Consider the following 12,672-nt stretch of genomic DNA (forward strand, 5'->3'; position numbering starts at 1 on the left):
TGCAGATGGGCGGCCGCACCGATCGAGCTTTCCAGCAGGCAGCCGCCATAGAGGCCGATGCCCGCTGCCTCCGCCACCGCCGCCACCTTGCGCGTGTTCAGCAGCCCGCCATGCTTGACCAGCTTCAGCGACACCACATCGGCCGCGGCAGCCTGGGCGACGGCCAGCATGTCATGCGCCGAGAACACGCATTCATCGGCCATCAGCGGCACGGTGGAACGGGCACGCAGCCGGGCCATGCCGGCGATGTTCCAGGCCGGCAGCGGCTGCTCCACCAGCCGGATGCCCAATTCGGCCAGGACGGGCAGGCAGCGCACGGCGGTGGTCTCGTCCCAGGCCTGGTTGGCGTCGACGATCAGCGCCGCCCGATCGCCCAGCGCGCCGGCCAGGCGGCGCAGCCGGGCCAGATCGGCCTCGGCCGGCTGGGCGCCGATCTTGACCTTGAAGGTCCGGTGCAGCCGGGCGGCCAGCTTGGCCTCCGCCTCCTCGATCTCCTGCGCCGGGTCGCCGGAGGCCAGGGTCCACAAGACCGGCACCCGGTCGCGCACCACGCCGCCCAGCAGCAGGCTGGCGGGCAGGCCCAGCGTGCGGCCGACGGCGTCGAACAGCGCCGTCTCGATCGCCGATTTGGCGGCGGTGTTGCGCTTGGCCGCCGCATCCATGCGGGCGCCGGCGGCCTCGAACCGGTCGGCGCGCAGGCCGAGCAGCGCCGGGGCGAGGTAGTGGTCGATCGCGGCCTTGATGCTCTCGACCGTCTCCTCGCTCCAGCGCGGCCCGCCCAGCGTTGCGGCCTCGCCGATGCCCTCCGCGCCATTGGCCAGGCGCAGCTCGACGATGACGTAGCTCTGCGCCGTCACCGACAGGGACGACAGCTTGTGCTGCCGCCGGGTCGGCACGTCGACGATGGTGCTGCGGATCTCGGCGATGGCGAGATCGCGGGCAAGGTCGCTGGTCGGCAGCGCCAGGGTGTCGGGCATGAAGGCCTCGGGTTCGGGACGGAAGGTCAGGGGTCAGGCGGCCTTGGCGTGGGCGCGGGCCACCACCGTGTCCGGCGCGGTGGCGACGGCCTGGTGCAGGGTGAAGTCGAATTCGATCCGGGCGAAGGCCGCGTTCAGGTCGTGGGCGCGGATCTCGGCCGGGTCGTCGATGCGGCGGACCGCCGGGATCAGCTCGTCGCGGGTGGCGAAGGCGAAATCGTCATGCAGATAGGCGTCGCCGTCGATGTTGATCTGGGTGGTCAGCTGGCGGAAGCCGGGGGCGGAGACGAAGAAGTGGATATGGGCGGGGCGATGGCCATGCCGGCCGATGCCGCTCAGCAGCCGCTCGGTCGGCCCGCCGACCGGCACGGCATAGCCCGACGGCAGCAGCGAGCGGAAGCGGTAGCGGCCCTCGGCGTCGGTCTCGATCCGCCGGCGCAGGTTCCAGGGCGCCTGCGACGGGTCGAAGAAGGAATAGCCGCCCAGCGTGTTGGCGTGCCAGACATCGACGATGGCGCCGGCGACCGGCCGGCCTTCGGTGTCCAGCACCCGGCCGCCCATGAACAGCACCTCGCCCTGCTCGCCGCCGTCATCCAGCCGCGCCTCGCCCTGCGACAGCGGGGCGTCGGCGATGTAGAGCGGCCCTTCGATGGTGCGCGGCGTGCCGCCCTCCAGCCCGGCGCGGCGCTCGGCCTCGTCCAGCCGCAGGTCGAGGAAATGCTCGATGCCGAGCCCGGCGACCAGCAGGCCGCCCTCATTGGCCTGGCCCAGCTCGGTCAGGTAGCTGACGGCGCTCCAGAACTCGGCCGGCTTGACGTCGAGATCCTCGATGATCCGGAACAGGTCGGAGACCACGCGCTGGACGATCTGCTTCAGGCGCGGGTCGCCGGCCGCGCTGTCCAGGCCGGCGATGCGGTCCAGCAGGTCCTTGGTCGGGCTGTTGGTCAGCAGGGGATGGGTCATCTCGGTTTCCTCCATGTCTTGGCTGGCTTGTTGCTCGCGGCCGATGGGGCGGCCGTCATCCCAGGTCGCCACCAGCGACGGGCAGGGTGACGCCGGTGATGTAGGAGGCCTCGTTCGAGGCCAGGAACAGGATCGCCATCGCCTGCTCCTCGGTGGTGCCGTAGCGCCGCATCAGGCTGGAGGCGACGGTCTGGTCGACCACCGCGCGGTACCATTCAGCCTCCTGCGCGCTCGGCGCCGCCGGGTTGCGCGGGATGCGCCGGGGCGGCGCCTCGGTGCCGCCGGGGGCGACGCCGCAGACCCGGATGCCGTGCCCGGCATATTCAAAGGCCAGGCTGGCGGTGATGGCGTTCACCCCGCCCTTCGCCGCGGCATAGGGCACGCGGTTGACGCCGCGGGTGGCGACCGAGGAGACGTTGACGATCACGCCGCCGCCCTGGTCCAGCATCGCCGGCAGCACGGCGCGGCAGCACCACAGGGTCGGGAACAGCGACCGGCGGATCTCCGCCTCGATCTGCGCCTCGTCATATTCGGCATAGGGCCGCGCCCAGATCGTGCCGCCGACATTGTTGACCAGGATGTCGATCCGGCCGAAGCGGTCGCGGGCCCGGTCCATGACAGTGGTCGCGCCGGAAAAGGTCTCGAGATCCGCGGTCACGGCCAGCGCCTCGGCGCCGGTTGCCGCGATCTCGTGCCGGACCTCCTCGACCAAAGCGGAGCGGTCGGCCAGCACCACCCGGGCGCCCTCGGCGGCGAGGCCGAGCGCGACGCTGCGGCCGATGCCCTGGGCCGCTCCTGACACGATGGCGGTGCGGCCGGTGAAGCGGTCGGGGCGGCTCATGCCCGGCCCGCCGTGCCGCTGGGCGCGAATTTCTCGGTGTAGAAATTCGCCGGGGTGACGCCGCGGTCGCGCAGATCGGTCCGCACCGCCTCCACCATCGGCGGCGGGCCGCAGAGATAGACGTCGACATCGCCGCCGTGCAGATGCTCCGCCGTGACATGGGCGGTGACATAGCCCTTGCGCGGATGGGCGCTGTCCACTGCTGCGACGCAGCAGGCGAAGCTGAAGCCCGGCACCTGCGCGGCGAAACGCTCCAGCCGCTCGACCTCGACCAGGTCGGCATCGCTGGTGACGCCGTAGACCAGGTGGATCGGGTGATCGCTGCCGGTCTCGGCGATGCGGCCCAGCATGGACAGGAACGGCGCCAGCCCGGTGCCGCCGGCCAGGAACAGCAGCGGCCGCCGGATGTCGCGCAGGTAGAAGGCGCCGATCGGGCCGCTGAACTCGATCGCGGCCCCCGGCACCGCGGCCTCGCGCAGCCAGGTGCTCATCAGCCCCTGCGGGATGTCGCGCACCAGGAAGCCGGCCTCGGCCGATCCCGGCGCCGTGCTGAAGGAATAGGACCGGCTGTGCTCGGTGCCCGGCACCCGGATGTTGACGTATTGCCCGGGCAGGAAGCCGGGCGGCGGCACGGCCGGTTCGAGCTGCAGCGAGACGCCGAGGGTGGTGGCCGACAGCCGGGTGACGGCGCCGAGCTTCGCCTGGAACGACCCGCCGCGGATCTTGCACAGGGTCGAGGCGGCGGCGATCCGCAGCACGCAATCCGATTGCGGCCGCATCTGGCAGGGCAGGACATAGCCCTGCGCCGCCTCGTCCCCGGTCAGCGCCTCGTCGATATAATCGCCGGCGTCATAGGCGCCGCTTTCGCAGAAGCCCTTGCAGGTGCCGCAGGCACCGTCGCGGCAGTCCAGCGGGATGTTGATGCCGACCCGGTACGACGCCTCGGCCACGGTCTCGCCGGCCGCGCAGTCGATGAAGCGGGTGACGTCGTCTTCGAAGTTGAGGGCGATCCTGTGACCCATGGGTGTTCCCGGCGGCTGGCGCCGGCCCCTGTCTCAGATGTGATAGATGTCGATCACGTGGTGGATGTAGTCGTTCTTGAGGACGATCTTCTTGCGCCGGATCAGCGGCGATCCGCCCGACAGGTCCAGCGTGTAGAACGACGTGCTGAAATAGGTGTCGACGGTCTTGTAGCGGTAGCTCAGCGTCACCCAGTTGAAGCGCAGCCGGCATTCGGTGCCGTCCTGCTCCAGGATCTCGACATTGCTGATGCTGTGGCCGGTCCGCGGCTCCGGCAGGCTGGTCGCGCTCGACCGCTCGGTGCGGATCCGGAACACCCGGTCCTCCAGCCCGCCCTTGTGGCCGTACCAGATCAGCGAGATCTCGGTCTGCGGGTCGGTGACCAGGGTTTCGTCGTCGTCCCAGGCCGGCATCCAGAATTCGACGTCGGGGCTGTAGAGGGCGAGCCAGGCATCCCAGTCCTTGTCGTCGAGATAGCGGGCCTCGCGATACAGGAAGGCCTCGGCCTCGGCACGGCTGAAGGCAATGGTGCTCATGGCCTCAGGCCTCCCCACGGGCGGCGGCGGCGCGGCGCATCGTGTCCAGCCAGTGCCGGTGCTGCACCACGAACAGGCCCTCATCCTCGGTGCGGGCGCCGCTCAGCTGCGGCTTCAGCCCGATCGCCTCGGCCCCCTCATCGGCGCCCTGGATCCAGTGTTCGGCGCCACGGCACAGGTCGTTCCAATGCGCGGCCCGGCCGAGATAGCCGAGCTGGCAGGCCCTGAACTCCTCGAGGTCGTCGGGCGTCGCCATGCCGCTGGCGTTGAAGAAATCCTCGTATTGCCGGATGCGGTGGGTGCGCGCCTCGGCGCTCTCGCCCTTCGGCGCGATGCAGTAGATCGTGACCTCGGTCTTGTCGACCGCGAGCGGCCGATAGGTCCGGATCTGCGAGCTGAACTGGTCCATCAGATAGACGTTCGGGTACAGGCACAGGTTGCGCGAATTGCCGATCATCCAGTCGGCCCGCGCCGTGCCATGCTCGGCCACCAGCGCGTCCCGGCGCTCGAACAGCGGCCGGTCCTCCGGGTTGGCCCAGCGGGTCCACAGCAGCAGGTGGCCGTTCTCGAAGGAATAGAAGCCGCCGCCCTGCTTGGCCCAGCTGCCGGCATCCATCGCCCGCACCGCGTCGGGCTCCACCGCGTCCTTCCGCCGGTTGGTGGTGGCGGCATAGTTCCAATGCACCGCGCTGACGTGATAGCCGTCGGCGCCGTTCTCGGTCTGCAGCTTCCAGTTGCCGTCATAGACATAGGTCGACGACCCGCGCAGCACCTCCAGCCCCTGCGGCGACTGGTCGACGATCATGTCGATGATCTTCGCTGCCTCGCCGAGATGTTCGGCCAGCGACGGCACGTCGGGATTCAGGCTGCCGAACAGGAAGCCGCGATAGGATTCAAAGCGTGCCACCCGGGTCAAATCGTGCGACCCGTCGCAGTTGAAGCCCTGGGGATAGCCGGCATCCGCCGGGTCCTTCACCTTGAGCAGCCGGCCGGTGTTGCTGAAGGTCCAGCCGTGAAACGGGCAGGTGTAGGTCGACTTGTTCCCCCGCTTGTGCCGGCACAGCATGGCGCCGCGGTGGCTGCAGGCGTTGATGAAGGCGTTCAGCGTGCCGGTGCGGTCGCGGGCGATGACCACGGGCTGGCGGCCGATATGGGTGGTGAAATAGTCGTTCGGGTTGGGGGCCTGGCTGTCATGCGCCAGATAGACCCAGTTGCCCTCGAAGATGGTCGCCATCTCCAGCTCGAACAGATCGGGGTCGGTGAAGATGTCCCGGGCACAGCGGTACAGGCCGGCGGCCGCATCCTCGGTCAGGGCGGTGTCGAGGGCCTGGCGGATCGTGTCGAGCATGCGTTCCTTCCCTCTGTCGTCGCCGGGATCTTCGCCCTGCGGTCTGTCCGCCGTATCGAGCGATACCCTGGCTGTCTGCTCTTCTGGCCCGAGGACGATCACCCCTTCCGACAGGCAGGGTCCAAGACTAAATTGGTCGCAACCATACCCTGGGGGTATCAAGCTTGGACCTGCGCCAGCTCCGCTATTTCGCCGCCGTGGCGCGCGAACGGAACTTCACCCGGGCGGCGGAACTGCTGCACATCGCCCAGCCGCCGCTGAGCCGCCAGATCAAGCAGCTGGAGGAAGAGCTGGGCGTCACCCTGATCGAACGCGGCACCCGGCCGGTGCGCCTGACCGATGCCGGACGTCTGCTGTACGAACAGGCGATGCGGCTGCTCGACCATATGGAGGAGATCCAGGCGACCATGCGCCGGCTGCGCGAGGCGGAGATCCCGCGCTTCAGCATCGGCTTCGTCGCCTCGACCCTCTACGGCAAGTTGCCGGAGGTGATCCGGCGCTATCGCGCCGCCCGGCCGAAGGTCGAGCTGACCCTGCTGGAGCTGACCACGCTGGAGCAGATCGCCGCCCTGAAGGAGGGGCGGATCGATGTCGGTTTCGGCCGCATCCCGTTCGACGACCCGCGGATCGAGCGGGTGCTGCTGCGCAATGAGCGGATCATCGTCGCCTTGCCGGAAGGCCACCCGCTGCAGGCCGGGGATGGTCCTCTGAGCCTCGGCGATCTCGCGGGACAGCCGCTGATCGTCTATCCCAAGGCGCCGAGGCCCAGCTATGCCGACCAGGTGCTGGCGCTGTTCCGCGACCGCGGGCTGCGGCTGGCCGCGGTGCATGAGGTGCGGGAGTTGCAGACGGCCCTCGGCCTGGTCGCGGCCGAGATCGGGCTCTGCCTGGTGCCGGCAGGGGTCGCTGGCCTGCAGCGCGACGGCGTCGTCTACCGCCCGCTGGCCGAGGCGGAGGCGCTGACGCCGATCATCCTCAGCCACCGCCGGGACGACCGGTCGCCCGACATCGCGCTGATACTGAAGATCGTCCGCGAGATGTACCGCAAGGACGGCATCGCCTTCGGCGTCTGACGCGCGGCATTGCGAATTTGCAATCGATTGCGAATTGTTTCACAATCGATTGCAGAAGATGCTCGCCCCACCGGGAAGGCCACATGCCGACGCGACGTGACATGATCGGTCTGGCCGCCGCCGCGGGGATCGGCGTCCTCTCGCAGACAGGAAGAGCCCAAGCGATGCAGCCGCTGAAGATCGTCGCCTTTGCCGGGGCTTCCAACCTGCCGTTCTGGGCTGGGCAGGAGCGGGGGCTGTTCCGGCGCGAGGGCGTCGAGCCGTCGCTGGAGATCACGCCGAATTCGGTCGAGATGGCCAAGGCTCTCTATGACGGCCGCTACGACCTCGCCCTGACCTCGGTCGACAACATCGTCGCCTATGACGAAGGGCAGGGCGAGGCGCAACTCGCCGGCCCGGCCGACTTCGTCGCACTGTTCGGCGTCGACAACGGCATGCTGAGCGTGATGGCGGCGCCCGGCATCGGCAGCATCGCCGACCTCAAGGGCCGCACCGTCTCGGTCGACGCCATGACCACCGGCTTCGCCTTCGTGCTGCGCGAAATGCTCGCCGGGAGTGGGTTGGCGGAGGGCGACGTGACCTTCGTGCGGGTCGGCGGCGGCGCGCAGCGGCTGGCGGCGCTGCTGCAGGGCGACCAGGCCGCGACCCTGCTGAACACGCCGCTCGACCTCATGGCCGAGGCCAAGGGCTTTCGCCGCCTGGCACGGGCGCGCGACGCGCTCGGCGCCTATCAGGGCATCGTCGCGGCGACGCGGCGTGGCACGGTCGACCGGCTAAGGCAGCCATTGGCCGGCTTCACCCGCGGCTTCCATGCCGCCATCGGCTGGCTGGCCGACGGGGCGAACCGCGACGAAGCCGTTGCCCTGCTGACCCGCCGCATCGCGGGCATGGAGCGGCCGCAGGCCGAGCGCGCCTATGCCGCGCTGCTGGATCCGTCCGAGGGCCTTTATCGGGACCTGCGGATCGACGGGGACAGCCTGCGCACGGTGCTGCGGTTGCGCTCCGCCTATGCCCGGCCACAGAAGGATCTGGCCGATCCGGGGCGCTACATCGATGCGACGTTCCTGGAAGATGCGTTGAAGGGCTGATCGGATCATGTCTGCAGAGATGGGCGAAGTGCAGACTTGATCGCCTGACAAGCGTCTTTATATCGCCGCATTTGTTCGGCGTTCGGCCCGAGCAGGTTGAATTTTCTGGAATAGACAGCCCAAGATCGTATTGCGAGACGCGGGTATACTGATTTTCTATCGTAATCAATCAATTACAACTGTAACTGATGAATTGTTCTGTGACATTCGCGCGTTATTATTAGCCGATAAGACGTTCTCCCGTGGGGACCGGGGCGGTTGCCGATTGCAGCCCAGTGTCACCGGTCGACGTTTGGGAGAGCAATGTGATGACGAAGTTCCAGCGGGTCCTGCTGGCGGGGGCCGCCCTGGCCGCCATGGTGGCGACCCCGGCCCTCGCCGATGTGAAGATCGGCCTCGGCGCACCGCTGACCGGGCCGAGCGCCGCGGTCGGCGAGCAGCTGAAGCGCGGCACCGATGCGGCGGTGAAGGCGCTGAACGACGCCGGCGGCGTCAACGGCCAGAAGGTCGTGGTGGTCTATGGCGACGATGCTTCCGATCCGCGCCAGGGTGTGTCTGCGGCGAATGAGATGGTGGGCGAAGGCGTCGTGGCCGTGATCGGCCACTACAATTCCGCGGTCTCGATCCCGGCCTCCGCGGTCTATGCCGAGGAAGGCATCGTCCAGATCTCGCCCGGCTCGACCAACCCGCAGCTGACCGAAGCTGGGCAGAAGACCACCTTCCGCACCTGCGGCCGTGACGACCAGCAGGGTGCCGTCGCCGGCGCCTTCATCGCCGAGAAGTTCAAGGGCCGCAACGTCGCGATCCTCCAGGACCAGACCACCTACGGCAAAGGCTTGGCCGACGTGACCAAGGCGACGATGAACAAGGCCGGCCTGCAGGAGAAGCTGTACGAGGGCATCACCGTCGGCGACCGCGACTTCTCGGCCGTCGTGTCGAAGATGAAGCAGGCCAAGATCGACGTGATCTATTTCGGCGGCCTGCAGAACGAGGGCGGGCTGATCCTGCGCCAGGCGCGTGAGCAGGGGCTGAAGGCCCAGTTCATCGCCGGCGACGGCATCGTCACCCAGGAGTTCTGGGGCATCACCGGCGACGCCGGCCAGGGCACGCTGATGACCTTCGGTGCCGACCAGCGCAATTCGCCGGCCGCCAAGGACGTGGTCGCCAAGTTCCGGGCCGACAAGTACGAGCCCGAGGGCTACACCCTGTACAGCTACGCGGCGGTGCAGGCCTGGGCCCAGGCGGCGACCAAGGCCAAGACTTTCGACGGCCCGAAGGTGGCCCAGGCGCTGCATGACGGCAGCGCCTACAAGACCGTGATCGGCGACCTGTCCTTCGACGCCAAGGGCGACCGCCTCAAGACCGACTACGTGTTCTACGTCTGGAGCAACGGCAACTACGCCGAAGCGACCCCGGCCGAGCTGGCCAAGGTCGGCGCCAAGTAAGCCTGACCTGTTGACGGCAAACGGCCCGGCGGAGAGATCCGCCGGGCCGTTTTCATTGTATCAGCCGTCCTCCGGGACGACGGTCAGACGTCGAGGTTTGTCACCTTCAGGGCGTTTTCCTGGATGAAGTCGCGGCGCGGTTCGACCACGTCGCCCATCAGGGTCGAGAACACGCTCTCGGCATCGTCGGCATGCTTGACCTCGACCCGCAGCAGTACCCGGGCGTTCGGGTCCAGCGTGGTTTCCCACAGCTGGTCCGGGTTCATCTCGCCCAGGCCCTTGTAGCGCTGCACGGCCAGGCCCTTGCGGCCCTGTTCCAGCACCCGGTCGATCAGGTCGATCGGGCCGGTGATCGGCCATTCCTGGGCGGCGCCCTTGGGGTTCATCCAGGTCAGCACGCCCGGCCGCTTGTACAGCGCCTGCAGATCCGCGGCCAAGCGGTCGAGCTTGTGCGCCTCGACCGACCGGATGATGTCGGAATCGATGATCCGGCCCTCGGTCACGCCCCGCAGGACGCGGCGGAACACCAGGCCGCCCGGATGGTTGCCGGCCGGCGGCAGCTGCGACCCCTGCCAGCCGCGTTCGAATTCCGGCTCCAGCGCATCCAGCCGCTGGCCGATATAGGCCGCCGACTCCGCCGCCAGGGTCGGGTCGTTGACGATGCGCGACGCCAGGGCGCCGGCGATCGCCACCTGCTCGACCACCATGCGGCTGCCGACCTTGCGGATCAGCGGGGTCAGCTGGTGCTTGGCCTCCAGCGCCTGCTCGATCCGCGACCGCAGGTCGTTGCCGGCGATCTGCGCCCCGTCGAACGGGGTGAAGACCAGGTCGCGCATGCCGCTGTCGATCAGATAGGCCTCGAGCGCGTCGTCGTTCTTCAGATACACCGCCTCCTTGCCCCGGGCGGCGCGGTATAGCGGCGGCTGGGCGATATAGAGGTAGCCGCGGGTGATCAGCTCCGGCATCTGGCGGTAGAAGAAGGTCAGCAGCAGGGTGCGGATGTGGCTGCCGTCGACATCGGCGTCGGTCATGATGATGATGCGATGGTACCGCGCCTTGTCGGCGTTGAACTCGTCGCGGATGCTGGTGCCCAGCGCCGTGATCAGCGTGCCGATCTCGGCCGAGCCCAGCATCTTGTCGACCCGCGCCCGCTCGACGTTCAGGATCTTGCCGCGCAGCGGCAGGATGGCCTGGAACTTGCGGTCGCGGCCCTGCGTGGCGGAGCCGCCTGCGGAATCACTCTCGACCAGGGACAGTTCGGATTCGGCCGGGTCGCGGTTCTGGCAATCGGCCAGCTTGCCGGGCAGGGAGGCGAAGTCGAGCGCGCCCTTGCGCCGGGTCAGGTCGCGCGCCTTGCGCGCCGCCTCACGGGCCGAGGCCGCCTCGACCGCCTTCTGGATCACCCGCTTGGCGTCGTTCGGATGCTCCTCGAACCAGGTGGCCAGCATCTCGTTGACCACCGCCTCGACCGCCGGGCGGACTTCGGACGAGACCAGCTTGTCCTTGGTCTGGCTGGAGAACTTCGGGTCGGGCACCTTCACCGACAGGACGCAGCTCAGCCCCTCGCGGGCGTCTTCGCCGGTCAGCGCGACCTTCTCCTTCTTCAGGATGCCGCTGTCGGTGGCGTAGTTGTTCACCTGCCGCGTCAGCGCGCCGCGGAATCCGGCCAGGTGGGCACCGCCGTCACGCTGCGGGATGTTGTTGGTGAAGCACAGCATGGTCTCGTGATAGCTGTCGTTCCACTGCATCGCCACCTCGACGGTCATGCCGTCGCGCTCGGCGGTCACCGTGATCGGTTCGCCATGCAGCGGCTGCTTGGACTTGTCGAGATAGGCGACGAAGGCCTTCAGCCCGCCCTCGTAATGCAGCTCGACCACCCTCGGCTCCGGCCCGCGGGCGTCGGTCAGGGTCAGCTTCACGCCGGAATTCAGGAAGGCCAGTTCGCGCAGCCGGTGCTCCAGCGTGCCGAAATCGAACTCGGTCTTGGTGAAGGTCTTGGTCGACGGCAGGAAGGTGACATGGGTGCCGCGCTGGCCGTTCTGCGGCCCGACCTCGGCCAGCGGCGCTTCGCTCTCGCCGTCATGGAAGCGCATGAACCATTCGTGGCCGTCGCGGAAGATCCGCAGGTCCAGCGTCTCCGACAGGGCGTTGACGACCGAGACGCCGACGCCGTGCAGGCCGCCTGAGACCTTGTAGGACTTCTGGTTGAACTTGCCGCCGGCGTGCAGCTGGGTCATCACCACCTCGGCGGCGCTGATGCCCTCTTCGTCATGGATCGCGACCGGGATGCCGCGGCCGTTGTCGGTCACGGTCACCGACCCCTCGGCGTTCAGCGTCACCGTGATGGTGTCGCAATGTCCGGCCAGGGATTCATCGATGGCGTTGTCGACGACCTCGTACACCATGTGGTGCAGGCCCGACCCGTCATCGGTGTCGCCGATATACATGCCAGGCCGTTTGCGCACCGCTTCCAGGCCGCGCAACACGGTGATGGAACTGGCACCATAGGCGTCTTCGTTCGCGATCTCAGAGTCCGACATTCTTCTTCATCCGTTTTGTTCCGCCACCCTGGCGTCGTCGACGCCGAAGTGACGTGCCCGGTCCCCGAGCGGCGCGAACAGCGCCGGATCGGTTCCGGTCATCCAGGCCTGGGCGCCGAGCGCCAGGATCTCCTCGTACAGCGCGGTCCGACGGGTCTCGTCGAGATGCGCCGCCACCTCGTCGAGGAGGAGGAGGGGTGGGGCGCCGCGTTCGCCGGCAAGCAGGCGGGCATTGGCAAGAACGATGCCGATGAGGAGCGCCTTCTGCTCGCCGGTCGAGCACTGCGCCGCCGGCATTGCCTTGGACCGGTGATGGACGGACAGGTCGCTGCGATGCGGTCCTTCCGTTGCCGCGCCGGCCGCAGCATCGATCCGGCGATTATCGCATAAAAGGCGGCGGAATGCCTCTTCGGCGTCGATCGCCGGCCGATCGTCAAGCCACGCCTCGATCCGGCCGTCGATGGCGAGATCGGCGCGCGGAAACGGCCCGTCCACCATCAGCGACTCGGCGCCGCGCAGCCGGGCCACCAGCTCGCGCCGGGCCGCGGCGACGGCCGTGCCGGCGGCCGCCATGGTGTCTTCCAGCGCGGCCAGCCAGGCCGGGTCGGGGCGGCCATCCTTCAGCAGCCGGTTGCGCTCGCGCATCGCCTGCTCATAGGCGGTGAGCTTGCGGGCGTGGTCGGGCACGAAATTGATCACGATGCGGTCGAGGAAGCGCCGCCGCTCCGAGGCGCCGTCGGCGAACAGCCGGTCCATCTCGGGCGTGATCCAGAGGAGATGGAGCAGATCCGCGAGCGCGGTCTGCCCCTTGGCGGGGGCACCGTCGATGCGCACCACGCGG

General features: G+C 68.6%; 11 protein-coding genes. 3 read left to right on the forward strand and 8 right to left on the reverse strand.

Translation table 11 applies throughout. The features are described 5' to 3' along the window. The 6 genes from AC3XYG_RS14095 to benA form a co-directional block, all read right to left on the reverse strand. A partial coding sequence (locus AC3XYG_RS14095; RefSeq protein WP_489140469.1) for a muconate/chloromuconate family cycloisomerase occupies nt 1-977 on the reverse strand: 977 nt, incomplete at its 3' end. 33 nt (nt 978-1,010) lie between these two features. Continuing rightward, nucleotides 1,011-1,940 carry a catechol 1,2-dioxygenase gene (gene catA / locus AC3XYG_RS14100; protein ID WP_489140470.1) on the reverse strand — a complete coding sequence of 310 codons (930 nt, stop codon included), beginning with the start codon at nt 1,938-1,940 and terminating at the stop codon, nt 1,011-1,013. Nucleotides 1,941-1,995: 55 nt separating this feature from the next. After that, complete coding sequence (locus tag AC3XYG_RS14105) at nt 1,996-2,781, reverse strand: 1,6-dihydroxycyclohexa-2,4-diene-1-carboxylate dehydrogenase (RefSeq protein WP_489140471.1); 786 nt, start codon at nt 2,779-2,781, stop codon at nt 1,996-1,998. Then, entirely contained in the window at nt 2,778-3,803 is a 1,026-nt protein-coding gene (benC, locus tag AC3XYG_RS14110; protein WP_489140472.1) for a benzoate 1,2-dioxygenase electron transfer component BenC, read from the reverse strand. The genes AC3XYG_RS14105 and benC overlap by 4 nt, the downstream gene beginning before the upstream one ends. 33 nt (nt 3,804-3,836) lie before the next feature. Next, the gene (gene benB / locus AC3XYG_RS14115; RefSeq protein ID WP_489140473.1) at nt 3,837-4,337 is read right to left on the reverse strand and encodes a benzoate 1,2-dioxygenase small subunit; all 501 of its coding nucleotides are present in this window, start codon (nt 4,335-4,337) and stop codon (nt 3,837-3,839) included. 4 nt (nt 4,338-4,341) lie between these two features. After that, nucleotides 4,342-5,685, reverse strand: coding sequence for a benzoate 1,2-dioxygenase large subunit (gene benA, locus AC3XYG_RS14120; RefSeq protein ID WP_489140474.1), 1,344 nt, complete (start codon nt 5,683-5,685; stop codon nt 4,342-4,344). Nucleotides 5,686-5,849: 164 nt separating this feature from the next. Here benA and AC3XYG_RS14125 point away from each other — a divergent pair, with 164 nt between their 5' ends. The 3 genes from AC3XYG_RS14125 (at nt 5,850) to AC3XYG_RS14135 (ending at nt 9,291) form a co-directional block, all read left to right on the forward strand. Then, nucleotides 5,850-6,758, forward strand: a complete 909-nt coding sequence (locus AC3XYG_RS14125) for a LysR family transcriptional regulator (protein ID WP_489140475.1) — start codon at nt 5,850-5,852, stop codon at nt 6,756-6,758. 83 nt (nt 6,759-6,841) lie between these two features. Further along, nucleotides 6,842-7,846: an ABC transporter substrate-binding protein gene (locus AC3XYG_RS14130; protein ID WP_489140476.1), complete on the forward strand. Its 1,005-nt coding sequence runs from the start codon at nt 6,842-6,844 to the stop codon at nt 7,844-7,846. Nucleotides 7,847-8,154: 308 nt separating this feature from the next. After that, entirely contained in the window at nt 8,155-9,291 is a 1,137-nt protein-coding gene (locus AC3XYG_RS14135; RefSeq protein ID WP_489140477.1) for a branched-chain amino acid ABC transporter substrate-binding protein, read from the forward strand. A gap of 83 nt (nt 9,292-9,374) precedes the next feature. Here the strand turns inward: AC3XYG_RS14135 and gyrB are convergent, their stop codons facing one another. Both gyrB and recF read right to left on the reverse strand, forming a co-directional pair. Beyond that, nucleotides 9,375-11,831 (reverse strand): DNA topoisomerase (ATP-hydrolyzing) subunit B, encoded by a 2,457-nt coding sequence (gene gyrB / locus AC3XYG_RS14140; RefSeq protein WP_489140478.1) that lies wholly within the window; start codon nt 11,829-11,831, stop codon nt 9,375-9,377. A 6-nt stretch (nt 11,832-11,837) separates the two neighbouring features. Further along, on the reverse strand, nt 11,838-12,672 hold an 835-nt coding region (gene recF, locus AC3XYG_RS14145), incomplete at its 5' end, for a DNA replication/repair protein RecF (RefSeq protein WP_489140479.1).

This window comes from Inquilinus sp., assembly GCF_057815775.1.

What these genes read in the sequence shown, in the direction of transcription:
- catA (WP_489140470.1), bottom strand. Translation starts at nt 1,940, where the DNA reads ATGACCCATCCCCTGCTGACCAACAGCCCGACCAAGGACCTGCTGGAC.
- AC3XYG_RS14105 (WP_489140471.1), bottom strand. Translation starts at nt 2,781, where the DNA reads ATGAGCCGCCCCGACCGCTTCACCGGCCGCACCGCCATCGTGTCAGGA.
- benC (WP_489140472.1), bottom strand. Translation starts at nt 3,803, where the DNA reads ATGGGTCACAGGATCGCCCTCAACTTCGAAGACGACGTCACCCGCTTC.
- benB (WP_489140473.1), bottom strand. Translation starts at nt 4,337, where the DNA reads ATGAGCACCATTGCCTTCAGCCGTGCCGAGGCCGAGGCCTTCCTGTAT.
- benA (WP_489140474.1), bottom strand. Translation starts at nt 5,685, where the DNA reads ATGCTCGACACGATCCGCCAGGCCCTCGACACCGCCCTGACCGAGGAT.
- AC3XYG_RS14130 (WP_489140476.1), top strand. Translation starts at nt 6,842, where the DNA reads ATGCCGACGCGACGTGACATGATCGGTCTGGCCGCCGCCGCGGGGATC.
- AC3XYG_RS14135 (WP_489140477.1), top strand. Translation starts at nt 8,155, where the DNA reads ATGACGAAGTTCCAGCGGGTCCTGCTGGCGGGGGCCGCCCTGGCCGCC.
- gyrB (WP_489140478.1), bottom strand. Translation starts at nt 11,831, where the DNA reads ATGTCGGACTCTGAGATCGCGAACGAAGACGCCTATGGTGCCAGTTCC.